Origin of the sequence: Paenibacillus doosanensis (assembly GCF_025060755.1) — a bacterium.
Classification (GTDB): Bacteria; Bacillota; Bacilli; order Paenibacillales; family NBRC-103111; genus Paenibacillus_S; species Paenibacillus_S doosanensis.
Map to the genome: position 1 here is coordinate 48,759 of NZ_JANYUY010000020.1, position 14,934 is coordinate 63,692.

General features: G+C 52.5%; 18 protein-coding genes. All 18 read right to left on the reverse strand.

The features are described 5' to 3' along the window. Positions 1–9: 9 nt before the first annotated feature. The 18 genes from dxs to spoIIIAC all read right to left on the reverse strand — a co-directional run bounded on the left by dxs (position 10) and on the right by spoIIIAC (position 14,899). Positions 10–1,896, reverse strand: coding sequence for a 1-deoxy-D-xylulose-5-phosphate synthase (gene dxs, locus N0M98_RS15770; protein ID WP_249864239.1), 1,887 nt, complete (start codon positions 1,894–1,896; stop codon positions 10–12). Continuing rightward, positions 1,868–2,503 (reverse strand): hypothetical protein, encoded by a 636-nt coding sequence (locus N0M98_RS15775; RefSeq protein ID WP_259618506.1) that lies wholly within the window; start codon positions 2,501–2,503, stop codon positions 1,868–1,870. Before N0M98_RS15775 ends, dxs begins: the two co-directional genes overlap by 29 nt. 445 nt (positions 2,504–2,948) lie before the next feature. Further along, positions 2,949–3,854 (reverse strand): polyprenyl synthetase family protein, encoded by a 906-nt coding sequence (locus N0M98_RS15780; RefSeq protein ID WP_249864241.1) that lies wholly within the window; start codon positions 3,852–3,854, stop codon positions 2,949–2,951. Beyond that, positions 3,851–4,105, reverse strand: a complete 255-nt coding sequence (gene xseB / locus N0M98_RS15785) for an exodeoxyribonuclease VII small subunit (protein WP_249864242.1) — start codon at positions 4,103–4,105, stop codon at positions 3,851–3,853. Before xseB ends, N0M98_RS15780 begins: the two co-directional genes overlap by 4 nt. Then, the gene (gene xseA / locus N0M98_RS15790; RefSeq protein WP_259618507.1) at positions 4,080–5,456 is read right to left on the reverse strand and encodes an exodeoxyribonuclease VII large subunit; all 1,377 of its coding nucleotides are present in this window, start codon (positions 5,454–5,456) and stop codon (positions 4,080–4,082) included. Before xseA ends, xseB begins: the two co-directional genes overlap by 26 nt. A gap of 3 nt (positions 5,457–5,459) precedes the next feature. Beyond that, positions 5,460–6,329: a bifunctional methylenetetrahydrofolate dehydrogenase/methenyltetrahydrofolate cyclohydrolase FolD gene (gene folD, locus N0M98_RS15795; RefSeq protein ID WP_259618508.1), complete on the reverse strand. Its 870-nt coding sequence runs from the start codon at positions 6,327–6,329 to the stop codon at positions 5,460–5,462. 53 nt (positions 6,330–6,382) lie between these two features. Beyond that, positions 6,383–6,835, reverse strand: a complete 453-nt coding sequence (gene nusB / locus N0M98_RS15800; protein ID WP_249864245.1) for a transcription antitermination factor NusB — start codon at positions 6,833–6,835, stop codon at positions 6,383–6,385. Between the two features lie 108 nt (positions 6,836–6,943). Then, positions 6,944–7,183: a DUF2273 domain-containing protein gene (locus tag N0M98_RS15805; RefSeq protein ID WP_249864246.1), complete on the reverse strand. Its 240-nt coding sequence runs from the start codon at positions 7,181–7,183 to the stop codon at positions 6,944–6,946. Between the two features lie 14 nt (positions 7,184–7,197). After that, a complete protein-coding gene (amaP, locus tag N0M98_RS15810) occupies positions 7,198–7,758 on the reverse strand; it encodes an alkaline shock response membrane anchor protein AmaP (RefSeq protein WP_249864247.1) in 561 nt (186 codons plus the stop codon). Between the two features lie 75 nt (positions 7,759–7,833). Then, the gene (locus N0M98_RS15815; protein ID WP_249864248.1) at positions 7,834–8,244 is read right to left on the reverse strand and encodes an Asp23/Gls24 family envelope stress response protein; all 411 of its coding nucleotides are present in this window, start codon (positions 8,242–8,244) and stop codon (positions 7,834–7,836) included. 197 nt (positions 8,245–8,441) lie between these two features. Beyond that, positions 8,442–9,800, reverse strand: a complete 1,359-nt coding sequence (accC, locus tag N0M98_RS15820; RefSeq protein ID WP_259618509.1) for an acetyl-CoA carboxylase biotin carboxylase subunit — start codon at positions 9,798–9,800, stop codon at positions 8,442–8,444. Positions 9,801–9,960: 160 nt separating this feature from the next. Next, positions 9,961–10,467 carry an acetyl-CoA carboxylase biotin carboxyl carrier protein gene (gene accB / locus N0M98_RS15825; protein ID WP_259618510.1) on the reverse strand — a complete coding sequence of 169 codons (507 nt, stop codon included), beginning with the start codon at positions 10,465–10,467 and terminating at the stop codon, positions 9,961–9,963. A gap of 262 nt (positions 10,468–10,729) precedes the next feature. Continuing rightward, positions 10,730–11,530, reverse strand: a complete 801-nt coding sequence (locus N0M98_RS15830; RefSeq protein ID WP_249864251.1) for a SpoIIIAH-like family protein — start codon at positions 11,528–11,530, stop codon at positions 10,730–10,732. 36 nt (positions 11,531–11,566) lie between these two features. Continuing rightward, positions 11,567–12,211: a stage III sporulation protein AG gene (spoIIIAG, locus tag N0M98_RS15835; protein ID WP_310943820.1), complete on the reverse strand. Its 645-nt coding sequence runs from the start codon at positions 12,209–12,211 to the stop codon at positions 11,567–11,569. 22 nt (positions 12,212–12,233) lie between these two features. Then, on the reverse strand, positions 12,234–12,992 hold the full coding sequence (locus N0M98_RS15840; protein WP_259618512.1) for a stage III sporulation protein AF: 759 nt from the start codon (positions 12,990–12,992) through the stop codon (positions 12,234–12,236). A gap of 32 nt (positions 12,993–13,024) precedes the next feature. Further along, positions 13,025–14,257, reverse strand: coding sequence for a stage III sporulation protein AE (spoIIIAE, locus tag N0M98_RS15845; protein ID WP_249866195.1), 1,233 nt, complete (start codon positions 14,255–14,257; stop codon positions 13,025–13,027). 30 nt (positions 14,258–14,287) lie between these two features. Further along, positions 14,288–14,677 carry a stage III sporulation protein AD gene (spoIIIAD, locus tag N0M98_RS15850; protein ID WP_249866196.1) on the reverse strand — a complete coding sequence of 130 codons (390 nt, stop codon included), beginning with the start codon at positions 14,675–14,677 and terminating at the stop codon, positions 14,288–14,290. 18 nt (positions 14,678–14,695) lie between these two features. Beyond that, positions 14,696–14,899 (reverse strand): stage III sporulation protein AC, encoded by a 204-nt coding sequence (gene spoIIIAC, locus N0M98_RS15855; protein WP_089199203.1) that lies wholly within the window; start codon positions 14,897–14,899, stop codon positions 14,696–14,698. Positions 14,900–14,934 lie beyond the last annotated feature (35 nt).

Genomic DNA, 14,934 nt, shown 5'->3' on the forward strand with positions numbered 1-14,934 from the left:
TTCCAGCCGTCAGGCATGCTGCCGTTTGCGCGGCATCAGCGCATGCACCTCGGTTACGACGCGTTCCGCCGTAAGTCCGACTTCTTTGCGCTGCTCCGGTACGGAGCCGTGCTCGACGAAATAATCGGGAATCCCGACAATTTTGATCTGTAATCCGTGCAAGCTGTGGCTCGAATAAAACTCCAGCACGCCGCCGCCGAAACCGCCCGCCTGCGAGCCTTCCTCCAGCGTAATGATCGGCAGATTTTCTTTGGCCAGCTGCAGCAGCATCGCTTCGTCCATAGGCTTGATGAATCTGGCGTTCACGACGCGAAGCTGGATGCCTTCTTTGGCAAGCTGCTCCGCCGCTTCCATTGCAACTTGAATCATCGGGCCCACGGCAAGCACGACCGCGCTGTCGCCCGCTCTAAGCACTTCCCACGTGCCGATAGGAATCGGACGCATCGTCTCCTCCATCGTCACGCCGAGGCCGGCTATTCGCGGATAACGGACGGCGATCGGACCGTCATTGTAGTCGACCGCGGTCTTCATCATATGACGCAGCTCATTCTCGTCCTTCGGCATCATAAGCACCATGTTGGGAATGCTGCGCAAGTAAGCGATATCGTATACGCCTTGATGCGTTTCGCCGTCCGGACCGACGAAGCCGGCGCGGTCTATGGCGAAAATGACGTTTAAATTGGCACGGCAAATATCATGCACAACTTGGTCGTACGCTCTCTGCAGGAAGGTCGAATAGACGGCATACACCGGCTTCATTCCTTCGCTTGCAAGCGCCGCACACAAAGTAGCCGCATGCTGCTCGGCAATACCTACATCGATCATCCGTTTCGGGAATTTCTCGGCAAATTTCATTAAGCCCGATCCGCCGGGCATCGCAGGCGTTACTGCGACAATGCGTTCGTCCTGGCTTGCCAGCTCCATGATGGCGCCGCTGAACACCTCCGTATACATCGGAGGACCGACCGCTTTGAGCATTTGGCCGGATTCGATCTTGTACGGACTGGCCCCGTGCCAAGTGTGAGAATCTTTTTCCGCAGGGGTATAGCCCTTTCCTTTCAATGTCAGAACATGAACCATGACCGGGCCTTCGACTTTCTCGGCCTGCTTCAGCGTTTCCAGCATAAGCGGTAAATTGTTGCCGTCCACAGGTCCCAAATAAGTAAAGCCCAGCTCTTCGAACAACACGCCCGATACGACCATGTATTTCAAAGAATCCTTCAGCTTCTCCAGCGTTTTGGCCAGAGTGCCTCCGATCGCCGGAATCTTCTTGATCAAATATTCCACTTCTTCTTTTACTTTTACGTAGTTGCGGTCGGAGCGGATTTTGCCCAGGTAATTATGCAAAGCCCCGACATTCGGAGCAATGGACATTTCATTATCGTTCAAAATGACCATCAGATTCTTTTTCTCATGTCCGATATGATTCATTGCCTCAAGAGCCATACCGCCGGTCAGCGCGCCGTCGCCGATAATGGCAATGACGCGGTTATGCTCGCCCTTCAAATCGCGGGCCATCGCCATTCCCATCGCCGCGGACAGCGAGGTGCTGCTGTGTCCAGCCTCCCAGACGTCATGCTCGCTCTCGGAACGCTTGACAAAACCGCACATCCCTTTGTATTTACGCAGCGTATCGAACTTGTCCTTCCGGCCGGTAAACATTTTATGAACGTAGGATTGATGCCCTACATCGAATATAAATTTGTCGTAGGGACTGTTAAACAAGTAGTGCAATGCGATAGTTAGCTCGACGACTCCAAGGTTAGACGAGAGATGTCCGCCGGTGACCGAAAGCTTCTCAACAAGAAACTGTCTGATCTCGGCAGCCAGCTGTTCCAGTTGCTCTATCGATAATCGCTTTAAGTCCTCAGGCTGATTGATTTGTTCGAGCAGCACGCTTGTTCCCTCGCTTTCCTTGTTTGGATTTTTTGCGTTTCGGATAAAACCATGTAATGCCTAATCGATGCTCCAATATATATAAGAACTTCCCGATAATCAGCATGATCGCGGTAGAGTGATGCGCGGCGAGCGATTTGCCCATCGCTCTGCCTCCCGCCGTCAAGCCGGATACCAACGCGGTAAATAAGACGATAACCGCCGTCCTCGGCGCCTCGTCTCCAGCGCCCATTCCCGCCATCAGTTTGAAGATGACGAGCGCGCTGGCCGTTCCGCTTACGACAGCGGTAATATCCCCGATAACGCCGCTGCACACATAGGAGACCCTTTCGGCGTTTCGGGCTATTCGGGCGGCGTGTCTGGCGCCTCTGACCCGCTTGGAAGCCATCGCGTGAAAACGGGCTTCGCGAGCTGACGCCGCCGCCGTTCCGAGGATATCAAACGCAATTCCGGCGCATATCAGAAGCAGGATACAGGCCGTGCCGGCGCCCCAAGAAAGCCCTTCGAGCGCAATCGTCGAAGCCGTCGTTAACATACAGGCCGTGATGAAGGTTACCATGAATATAAAAATACTCCATCGGATGGAGTGAATAAAAGAAAACTTCATCTTTGGGTCGGACTCTCCTATTAGGTAAGTCGTGCCGTATGTACGAGTGGTAACTTCCTGAGTAAACGCTGCGGCTTAGGTCCAGTAGGTTTTCCCAAGCGGGACACCTCCAGCGTCGCCGCAGAGGCGGTTCCCCTTTACGCCCGCCTTGACGCCGTCGCCGGACGCCAGACTGGATTGCCACTTAGTCCGCACTTTAATCCCCAGAAAGTCTCGCCATGAAGCGAACAGTCTAGGAGCTTTCCTCGGGCGTCCCGGCCTTCCTGCAGCCTATAATGCCAAGCTGGATGCGTACGGCTTAACGGGGGGAGGGACCGACTAGAATACTGCACCACTCCCAAATACTGCCCCCATTATAACACACGAGTCAAGAAGCGCTCAAACGGAACATAGGCCGCTAGTACGACGGACCGGCCGTTTGCCGGACAAAATCGCTTCTTTTTAGCTAGTGGTCCCGGCTCATCATATAGTCCGCGATTTGCAGAAGCCGGTCTGGATACGGAAATCCCGCGTCGATGATAGCTTGCTTGCCCTGATCTGTCAGCTGAACGACCTTCTCTTTGGAAGCTTCGATCCCGACAAAGTAAGGATAAGTCACCTTGTGCTGCTTTTCGTCGCTGTTTACCGGCTTGCCGAGCTTCTCTTCATCGCCGATGACGTCAAGAATATCGTCCTGAATTTGGAAGGCGAGACCGATCTTTTCGCCGAATTTCTCCAGCGCCTGCAGCTGCTTCGGCGTCGCTCCTCCCAAATGGCCGCCTGCCTTTAAAGAGAATACGATCAGATCGCTCGTCTTATGCAGATGAATATACTCAAGCTGCTCCAGCCCGGTAATTCCCTGCTCTCCGAGCATATCGGCCGCTTGGCCGCCGACCATTCCCGCGGCTCCCGACAGCTTCGACAAATCCTCGACGATCTCTACGATTTGCTCCGCCGGGACGCCGTAAGCACGGTAAGACTGCACGATGGAATAGAACGCATGGGTCAGCAATCCGTCTCCGGCCAGAATGGCCATCGCTTCCCCGTACACTTTATGGTTCGTCAGCTTGCCTCTGCGGTAGTCGTCGTTGTCCATCGCAGGCAAGTCGTCGTGAATGAGCGAATACGTGTGGATCATCTCCACGGCACAGGCGACGGGGAGAGCCTCCTCCGAGCTTCCGTTCAGCGCTTCTACAGCCGCAAGCACCATGATCGGACGCAGCCTTTTGCCGCCGGCCATTAAAGAATACATCATGGATTCCCTCAAGCTGTCAGGAATGTTCCACACGGGCGGAAGAGATTCCAGCAGTTCGGATTCGATTAACGCCGCTTTTTGTTCTAAGTATTGCTTTATGGAACTGTCCGTAATCATCCTATGTCACCTTTCTCATCAGCGGGACTGAAAGGCTTCTTCACCAAGCCGCCTTCCTGTTCAAGCAATATTTCAATCTTGCGCTCGACCTGTTCGAGCTTTTGGCCGCACAGCTGCGATAGCTTCATCCCTTCCTGAAACAGCTCGATCGCCTGTTCCAAAGGAACATCGCCGCTCTCCAGCCGGGCCACAATCGTTTCCAGCTTATCCATCGCCTGCTCAAAGCTAGGCGTCGTTTCCGGTTGTGTCATTTTGCTTCTCCTCCATTGACCACACATGACAATCCACGCGTCCATCCATCAGTCTTACCTTTAAGACATCCCCGATCTGCACCTGCTGAATGGACTTCACCAGTTTTTTCTCGCCCTCGTCGTAGATCAATCCGTATCCGCGCTGCATCACCTTAAGCGGACTAAGCGCATCCAGATGGCGGATGACGGAAACGAGCTCCTGCTGCTTTTGTTTCCTCACCTGCTGTATCGTCGACTGCAATTGGCGTCCGGCGGCGTCAAGCCGTTTGCGGGCATAAATGACCTGCTCCTTCGGATTATACGCGGACAAATGCTTGTCCGATCTCATCTTACGTTCCTGAAGCTTGGCCAATTTGCTGCGGAGCTGGAACACCAGCTGCTCTTTAGTACGGTCCAGACGCTCCATCGGTTGCACAAGCAGCTGCCTGCGGGGGTTCACCAGCACTTGCGATTTCTGCGCCCGCGTCAGCCGCTCTCTCCCCTGCTTAAGCCTGCTCGACAGCGCGCCGTACAGCTGCTGATTCAAGAAACCGAGCTGCTGCTTCAGCTCCATATGATGCGGAACCGCAAGTTCGGCTGCAGCCGTAGGCGTAGCCGCTCTCAGATCGGCCACAAAGTCGGAGATCGTAAAATCGGTTTCATGTCCGACCGCGGAAATCACCGGTATACCGGAGGCAAAAATAGCCCGCGCCACGCTCTCTTCATTAAATGCCCACAGTTCCTCCAACGAACCGCCGCCCCGTCCGACGATCAGCACGTCGACTTCATTCAGCGCGTTCATCGTTTCGATCGCCTTCACGATCGACGGAGCCGCCTGTTTCCCTTGCACCAGCACGGGATACAGCAGCACCGGCATATTGGGATGACGCCGCTGAAGCGTAATCATAATATCGCGCACAGCCGCTCCTGTAGGCGAAGTTATAACGCCGATCGCTTTCGGGAAACGGGGTATCGGCTTTTTCCTGGAGACGGCGAACAACCCTTCGCTCTCCAGCTTTTTCTTCAGCTGTTCAAAGGCCAAATACAAGCTGCCGATGCCGTCGGGCTGCATCTGCGACACATAAAACTGGTACAGCCCGTCGCGTTCATATACCGATACGTTGCCGCAGGCGAGCACTTTCGTGCCCTCTCGCGGAATGAAGGCGAGACGCTGGTTGTTCGAAGCGAACATGATGCTTTTCAAACGACTGTCTTTATCCTTCAACGTGAAGTACATATGCCCGCTGGAATGATGGGTGAAATTGGAGATTTCCCCTCTCACCCATACGTCCTGAAGCACATGATCGCTTTCCAGCTTCATTTTGATATATCGATTTAAATCTTTAATAGAAAATATTGGCTTTTCTTTCATCGTTTATACATTCGCTTGCAGCTGCGCCGCCGCGCGTTTGGCCGCTTCCAGCGTATTTTTCAGCAAAATGGTAATGGTCATCGGCCCTACGCAGCCCGGTACGGGAGTAATATAGCCCGCCGTCTCCAGCACGTCGTCGAAATCGACGTCACCCGCCAGCTTGCCGGTATCGAGCCGGTTAATTCCTACATCGATGACGATGGCTCCCGGCTTGACATGCTCCTTCTTCACCATTTTGGCTTTGCCCACCGCGGCAACCAAAATATCCGCCTGACGGGTAATTTCCGCCAGATTAGGCGTTCTGGAATGGACGACGGTAACCGTCGCATGCTCTCTGAGCAGCAAAATCGCCATCGGCTTGCCCACGATATTGCTCCGGCCGATGACGACGGCATGCTTGCCGGCGATGTCTGTGCCGATATGCTTCAAAATTTCGATAACGCCAGCAGGCGTACACGGGGCCGGGCCTTCCTTGCCGATCATCAGATTGCCTACATTAACCGGGTGAAAGCAGTCCGCATCCTTATGAACGGCGATTGCCTCGACGATTTTCTCCTCGGAAATATGCTTCGGCAGCGGAGACTGCACGAGAATGCCGTGGATTCGGTCGTTGACGTTCAATTGCTCGATGAGGGCGAGTACTTCCGATTCCGGAGTATCTCCCGGCAGCTTGTGCACTTCGGAATAAATGCCCGCTTCTTCGCAAGCCTTGGCTTTGTTGCGCACGTAAACATGAGAGGCCGGGTCGTCTCCGACGATAACTACCGCGAGGCCGGGCTGACAGCCCCCTTCCGTCAGACGCTCGACTTCCTCCTTGATTCGCGCCCGGTAAGCAGCGACGATTTCTTTTCCGTTAATGACTTGCGCTGTCATGATTTACAATCTCCTTCCCATATAATGTAAGGTAACGGTACGTCTATCCAGTGCTACAAGCTTTTGGACTTGATGGCGTCGAGCTCCTTGATCATTTTCCCCAATACGCCGTTAACGAATTTCCCCGACTCATCCGTTCCGAAATGCTTGGCCAATTCAATCGCTTCGTTCACGACCACCTTCGGCGGAACATCGTCGCGATATACCATTTCATAAGTCGCAAGCCGCAAAATTTCCCGGTCTACTTTGGACAGCCTGTCCATCTTGTAGCCCTTCAAATAGTCCATCAGCAGCTCGTCAATGCGTTCTTTGCGCGAAGCGGTGCCTTCCACCAGCTCTGCTATATCCTCGGCCGCGATGTTATCCTGGTCCTTGGTGAGCTGTCCTTCGTCCTCGGTTTGCGCTTCTTCCACCACATGGGCTATCGCTTCTTTGGAGCTGACTTCGTTCATTTCCATTTGGTACAGGCTTTGGAGCGCCAGTTCCCTTGCCAATCTTCTTCTCATTGCGTTTGTTTTCCTCCTAAGGGCTTTTCGAAGAAAAGCCTGCATCGTAAGCATTTACATCATAACCTATCCAGCAAACAAAAAAATCCTTGGATAGAACCAGGGATTTCATCTAAACAATCTCCATTTGTCCATTAACCAGCGCCACATTTCTTTTACGGGAACGGCCCGTTCGCCACGGTCCACTCTTTTCCCTATATGATAACAAGTATATACGATTAGGACAAAAATTAACATATGCCATAGACCGCAAATCAAGTAAATAAGTCCTAATACCGCTCCCAATAGGGTGAAGAGCGTTTTCCCTCTATGCGCCTCCCATAGTTGTTCCCACAGCCGAATCCACATCTGGGCGATCACCTCTATTCCACTCTACTTTTAAAAGTGGGGGATGCCTGCTGAATGTTAGCGATGAATACGGAAACGAGAGCTACGGGAATGCCGGTAATTTCTTCGATATGGGTTTTGATGCCGGCCTGCATCTCCTCCGTGAGCTGCGGTATCGAGCTCTCCCCGTCCACGATGGCGCGGATAATAATTTCCAGTCCCGCTTGGCTGACTCTGATGCGGGCTTTCAAATCCTTGACGCCGCGGGAACGCCGTGCCGCCTTCAAAGCCAAGTTTTCCACCGTCTCGATGGAAATGCGAATATCCCCGAAATCCGTACGCTGATCGATAGAAGGAACGTCGGCTTTGCCTCTGCGCACCGACACGAATAAAAAGCGTATGCTGATAAGCGCGACGATGACGGCCAGCGCAATAAAGATCAGCGCCGTATCCATATCGTAATAAACGCTATGTATGAAAGATATGGCGGTTTCATAAGAAATCCATCCGAATGCGCCTACAAGCAAAAATCCGCATCCGATCAAAATAGCCAGGCTAAACAAAAAAAGCAGCAGTCTGTCGATAACTTTGATCACACAACCGGACTCCTTCCAATTAGAGGAAACCCCCTTGCAGGTTGAAGGGGGTTTGCCAAGTGCATATTTACGTGTCTACTTGACTCTGGTAGGCGTTACCTCAACCTCTTCCACTTTGTCCGCACCCTTGAAAATGACATCATGAATGTGCACATTCACTTGAACGACGCTGAGTCCCGTCATGGATTCAATCGCATGTTTCACATTTTGCTGCACACCGGAAGCAACTTCAGGTATTCTCGTGCCGAACTCGATGACTATGGAGACGTCAATCGCCGCTTCTCTCTGGCCTACATCGACCTTTACGCCCTTGGACATGTTTTTGCGGCCCAGCAGCTCGGCGATGCCGCCTGCGAATCCGCCGCTCATCCCCGCCACGCCCGGAACCTCGATCGTTGCCATTCCGGCAATAATTTCGATGACCTCGGGGGCAATTTGAATCGTGCCCATATCAGTCTTTTCATAATCGGCAGCAATCATTGTCATAAAAGGAACCTCCTTGGAAGTTTTGCGGTTGCAAACCATGCTCCGCAAACGCCGGCAAACCGATGACCGGATAAGTATCCGACTCTCCCGGCTAGTTCATCAATCAATCGGCGCTTACTTAATGCATATGCGTCATTTCACAAAACTTGTCTTATCGTAACTATACCATTATCCAAAAAATATGACAAATAACGGTTTTAAGAATTCGGATCGTTCACATCATGCTCTTCGAGGAACTTGATGTCGAAGTCGCCCGCTATAAATTTCTTATGCTCAAGCAGCTTCAAATGAAACGGAATCGTAGAATGAATCCCTTCGATCGTAAATTCCGAAAGCGCCCGTTTCATCCGCTGAATCGCTTCCCCGCGATCTTTGCCCCAAACGATGAGCTTCGCGATCATCGAGTCGTAATGCGGCGATATCGTGTATCCCGGATACGCGGCGCTGTCGACGCGGACGCCGAATCCGCCCGGCGGCAAATAAAACTGGATTTGTCCAGCGGACGGCATAAAATTGCGCGTCGAGTCTTCGGCGTTAATTCTGCATTCGATCGCCCAGCCGTCGATTTTGACCTCGTCCTGAGTAAAGGACAGCGGCTCACCTTCGGCTACGTGGATCATCTCTTTAATAATATCGATTCCGGTAATCAGCTCGGTAACCGGATGCTCTACCTGGATGCGCGTATTCATTTCCATGAAATAAAACTGCCCGTCCGGGCCGAGCAAAAATTCAAGCGTTCCCGCTCCCGAATATTGCACGGCTTTGGCCGCGCGTACCGCCGCTTCGCCCATCGCAGCGCGGGTTTCCGGCGTTAAGACCGGACAAGGAGCTTCCTCTACCAGCTTCTGGCGTCTGCGCTGCACGGAGCAGTCGCGCTCGCCCAAATGCACGACGTTGCCGTGCTTATCGGCAATAATTTGAATTTCCACGTGCTTCATGCCGGTCAAATATTTTTCCAAATAGACACCAGCGTTGCCGAAAGCCTTCTGGGCTTCCTGCTGAGCCGTCGTAATTTGCTGGATCAGCATTTCTTCGTTGTCGGCGATTCGGATTCCCTTGCCGCCGCCTCCGGCCGTCGCTTTGATGATCACGGGATAACCGATCTCGCGTCCGAGACGAATCGCATCCTCCATGTCCTCCACAAGCCCGTCGGAGCCTGGGATGACCGGTACGTTCGCTTCCTTCATCGTCTGTTTGGCTACCGATTTGTCGCCCATGCGGCTGATCGCGTCGGCCGATGGTCCGATAAAGGTAATATTGCAGCTCTCGCAAATGTCCGCAAAGTCGGCGTTCTCCGCCAAAAATCCATACCCCGGATGAATGGCGTCGGTCTCGGTCAGAGTCGCTACGCTCAAAATATTGGTCAAATTCAAATAGCTGTCCTTGGACAAAGTCGGTCCGATGCAGTATGCCTCGTCCGCGAGGCGAACATGCAGCGCTTCACGATCCGCTTCGGAATAAACCGCGACGGTGGAAATGCCGAGCTCTTGACAAGCCCGGATGATCCGTACGGCGATTTCACCGCGGTTGGCTACTAATATTTTTTGAAACTTCAATGGGTTCTCCTCCTGAGAGCTTTGCGTTAGCAAAGCTTTCTTCGTAAGCACTCGCTTTTGAGTTTTGCTGAAAGCAAAACTGGCTTCGTAAGCATTTGCTGAGCTTTGCATGAGCAAAGCTTTCTTCGTAAGCACTCGCTTTTGAGTTTTGCTTAGTGCATTATTCCGGCTTCACCAGGAATAACGGCTGGCCGTACTCCACAAGCTGCCCGTTCTCAACCAGCACTTCTACGATTTCGCCTTTGATTTCGGCTTCGATCTCGTTCATCAGCTTCATCGCTTCGATAATGCAAACGACCGTTTTCTCTTTCACCGCGCTGCCTTTGGATACGAAGGCCGACGCGCCTGGAGACGGGGCTTCGTAGAACGTACCGACCATCGGAGAAACGATCGTATGTAAGCCAGCGTCTACATTGGCCGCTTTTCCGGCAGCAGGGGCCGTAGCCGCTTCCGCAGCAGGGGCTTGTACCGCCGGCTGTTGTACGGACGCTTGTCCGATAACCGGAGCGTAAGCAGATTGAACCGGAGCTGCAGCTACAACAACCGATTCCGTTTTATTTGGTTTACGAATCAAAAGGCGGGAGCCTTCGCTTTCAATTTCTAACTCTTGTAAAGAGGTTTGATCGATAAGTTTGATCAATTCCTTGATTTCGCTTAGTTTAAACACAAGATTCACTCCTTCAGACATTGGTGAAACAACGACGTTGTTATTATATCATAAAGTTTGTCCAAGGAAAGAGTTTCTTGGAACATCGCCTGGATGCGACTTTTATCGACAAGCTTGAGGCCGCTTCCCATCCGCCGTTAGCAATCCGATCTTACTCTTCAGGAGATTCACCCGGAGGAGGCGCGAATCAATTGACACAACAGCAAGAGCCCGGCGCCTGGCCGGACTCTCGCAACCTGCTTATTTCGGTTCTTTTGCCCGCTTACGGGATATATTGCACGACGACTTTGTCGGGGCCGACGTTCATTTCCTGCATGACTTTGTCGACGATGCTGACGGCTTGACTTTTTTCCAGCTTCGTGCTTTGTACGGTCACTTTCCATTTGGAGCCTTCTTCGGTGATGACCGCTTGCGGGAAGTCCTTCATCAAGCTTTCTTCAAGATCGCTGACTTTAGCCGAGTTTTCTTCGATTTTTTTCAGCTCTGTAGCCGCATTGGCCGCCGCTTCCGCCGTTTGCTTCGTATCGGACAAAATCGTTACCCATTTCTCGGACTGTTTCGCCAAATCTTCGTCGCGCTTCAGCCCCAGACTAATGAAATAATCGGTTCCGGATTTGGCTTGCGTTTGAACCTGCTGCAAAACTTTGGCGTCGGCCGCGCTCACTTGCTCTTCGTTAGCTTTGCTTGTCGCCTGCGGGTCGGCTTTGGCGTCCTGCTTGGCACCGGTATCCGCATTCGTTTTGGCATCGGTGGACGTTTCGGCTTTGGCGCCGCTTGCTTTTGCATCCGTCTTCGTCGAATCCGTCGTTTGCTGCTTGCCGGCCGGAGCCGCCGCATCGGTCTTGACATCTGTTTGAGCGCCGGATTTGGCGTCTGCGGCAGGCTGTTTGCCGTTCAAATCATTCGTATTGACGACGATTTCTTTGGCCGAAGGATCGGTTACAGTGCTTTCTGCGGCAAAATCAAGCTTGTTGACATCCTCTGTGAACAAATAGTAGGCAGATAATACGACCATCAGGCTGAGCATGGATACTAACCAAATTGTTTGTCTTTTCGTATTCATTGTAAATCCTCCTTGATTTGGTTTATATTTGGATAATTATTGTTTGCGAGGCAAAATCGATATTTTGTTGGCAGGAACGTCAAGGCCTCGTTCGACCGCTTCCGTGATCATTTTTTTCACCGTCAAATTTTCCGCGCCTCTGGCGACGACCAAGACACCCCTTATTTTGGGCTTAATATATTTGAGCACGAGCGGCTGCTTGCCGTTAGACACTTCGTAGAGAACAACCTCGCCGCTTCGCGTTACATCGGTGACATGGCGCGTGGCGCCGTGCTGATCTTTCTCGTCGGTCACCTGCTGCGATTCTTTCGTATTCCGTTCGACTGCGACCTCCTCCGTCGAATCGATCGTAATTAGTACTTCCACGTCGCCTACCCCGACGATTTTGGATAAAATCTCTTTTAACTGCGATTCATACGCATCCTCGTATTCCCGAAACGCGGTGCGTTCCTTGCTGCTCCCGGAGGCGAACGCCGGCTGCGACTGCGGTTGCGGCGACGCCCTCCCCTCATTAATGGGATCGACATCCTTCACGGTAATATAAGTATTGAGTATCATAAACGCCGCACCCGCAAGTCCCATCAACAGCAGCCAGCGGAAGGTCTTGACCCGCTTCGTCCCGTTAGGTCCTCCGCCCAGCCATTTTTCCATCCATTTCATAAAACTGCCCAATCGGCTCACCTCCTTATTGCAAACCGGTATTTCACGATTTCGTTTTATTTGCAGCCACTTCGACGGCAATGCGGTCAAGCGGCACCTGCCATTCTTTATTTAGCGCCATTCGAATTTGCGTCCGCTGCTGCTCGTAATCCTCGCTCCCGTCAGAGCTTGCGGGGGTATCGCTCGCCGCAGCCGGGCTTCCGGGTCCGATCTGGATCGTTACAGGCTTTACCGGCTCAATCTGCACCGGTTTCACCGGCTCTTTCGACGTCCCCGCGGAAGAGGCTTGCCGCTGCGCCGCTTCCTTGTCCGCAGGGACTGCGTTTACGCTGACGCTCATGATTTGGAGTTGGCCCGAGCTGTCTTTGCCCGTCTCGACTTTGATGCTTTGTACGGTGACCTCTCCTGTCGTCCGCTCGATGGACTTCTTCATCAAATCTTCGATCTGCTGCTCCATAATCCGCTGCGACTGCTCTTCCTGCCGATTTTTCAAATCCTCGGCTTGCTGCTGGATCGTTCCAAGAGACGCCATCTGCTGCGTCCCGCCTTGCACCGGTCCCGATGCCAGGAGACTCCCGCTCCGGGAGGTCATTGAATTCATCGCGTCGGCCAGCAGCTGGTCGACCGAAGCATTTTTTTGCACGATGGAAAACAGCGGCTGCAGCAGCATCAACAGAATGAACAGACTCATGACCGTCTTGACGTAGCGCTGCATCGACTGGGTGGGCAGCAGGATGTCCACGAACGTGGCAAGCAAGATAACGACGATAATGGATTTGAGCAAGCCGCCTAACCATTCCAAGATCAACGCCCCTCTCTGGCTTCATTAACGATTCAGCGCATCATGACCGATAAATTGCCCGCCGTGATCAAAATCGTGATCGCCAGAAAAAACATCAGCCCTACGACCGCCAAGGCGGCGAATACGTAGATCAAGCTTTTGCCGATCGTTTCCAGACATGCGATCATCGGATTGTCTCCAAGCGGCTGCAGCACCGCGGCGGACAGGTTGTATATCAAGGCGAGAGCCATTATTTTCAACGCCGGGAACGCGCAGAGCATCAGGATGATGACGACGCCCGCCAGTCCGATCGCATTCTTGACGAGCAGCGAAGCGCCGATTACCGTCTCCGATGCATCGGAGAACATCCGTCCCACTACAGGGACAAAATTGCCCGCAATATATTTGGCCGTTCGGATGGTCACCCCGTCGGCTACGGCGCTGCCTGCGCCCCTGACGGAGATGACCCCCAAGAATACCGTGACGAACATTCCGAGACACCCCAGGCTGATCGTTCTTAACAGATTGGCAAGCTGTGTCACTTTATATTTGTCCGATAACGAGCTGACGATGTGAAGCACGCTTGAGAAGAACAACAGCGGGAACACGACCAAATATATTGCGGTCCCTACAGCATGAACCATGAACACGATGAGCGGATGGAGCACCGATACGGATACGACATTCCCCATCGAAGCGAGCAGCGTCAGTAAAATCGGAATCACCGCCACCATAAAATGAATCATCTCCGAGATGGCATTGTTCGCATAGCCGATGGCGACGCTGAAGCTGTTGACGGCCATGATCATCAGGACCATGAAGCAGATAGCGTAGGCTACCTTGCTGACCGTATTTTTTTCAAAGGAGCTCTGCAACGTTTCGAGCAGCATGCTGAAGATCGTCAGGACGACTATGGCGGCCAGCAGCTTGCCGTTATACAGCAGCTCGTGAAAGAAGTAGCGGAAGATGCCGGAAAAAATCGAGCCGATGCCGATATCCTTACCGCCCGTCAAGAGCTCCATAAACGTTGGCGTCTTGTTGTCGGGGAAATATCCGCCGTATTGCTTCATCAGTTGATTCCAGTACTGTTCCACTTGATCCGTATTCAGCCGCTCCGCCTGCTCCTTGACAATCTGCTGCACCGGCGTGGAGCTTGCGCTTGCCGCCGAGCTCTCTTTGGCCGAAGCCAAAGCGCACGTTAAGCTTGAAAGCAGCAGGATCATCAAAATGATACGGAAGGCTCCCCTGCCGTGCCCTCTGCTGACGGAAGTCCATTGTCGCTGCATCATTAGGCTTCATCTCCTGGCACGTATACTTTAAGCGGGCAACAGCTTGACTACGGTCTCAATGATGACGGATACGATCGGTATGGCCATGACCATAATCAATATTTTTCCGGATAATTCAATCTTGGAAGCGATCGATTCCTGTCCGGCATCGCGGACGATTTGCGCTCCGAACTCGGCTATATAGGCGATACCGATGATCTTCAATATCGTTTTCAGAAAGATCATGTTGATGTGCGCATTGTTCGCCAAATCCTCCAGCACTTTAATAACGGAGGCGATCTTTCCGATCAGAAACAAGAAGATGACGATTCCGGTAAATGCGGCCAGCAGAAAGGCGAACATCGGCTTTTGCTCTTTGATGATGAGAATCAGCACGGTAGCGATGAGGCCCAGTCCGACGATTTGTATAATCTCCACGGTTTGCTTCACCTGCGCCTACTGGAATAAGAAGATGGTCTTGATTTCCTTAAAGAGACTGTCGAGAAGGCTGACTACCATAAACAGAACGACGACAAAACCGATGACTGTAACCCAATGCGCCATATCTTCTTTCCCCATTTGTTTGAGGACGGTGTGAATCATCGCGATAATTATTCCGATTCCGGCAATCTGAAATATCGCGTTTACATCTACGTTCATTCGTGGCACCTCACCCCTAGCCTGAAACTGCTTCT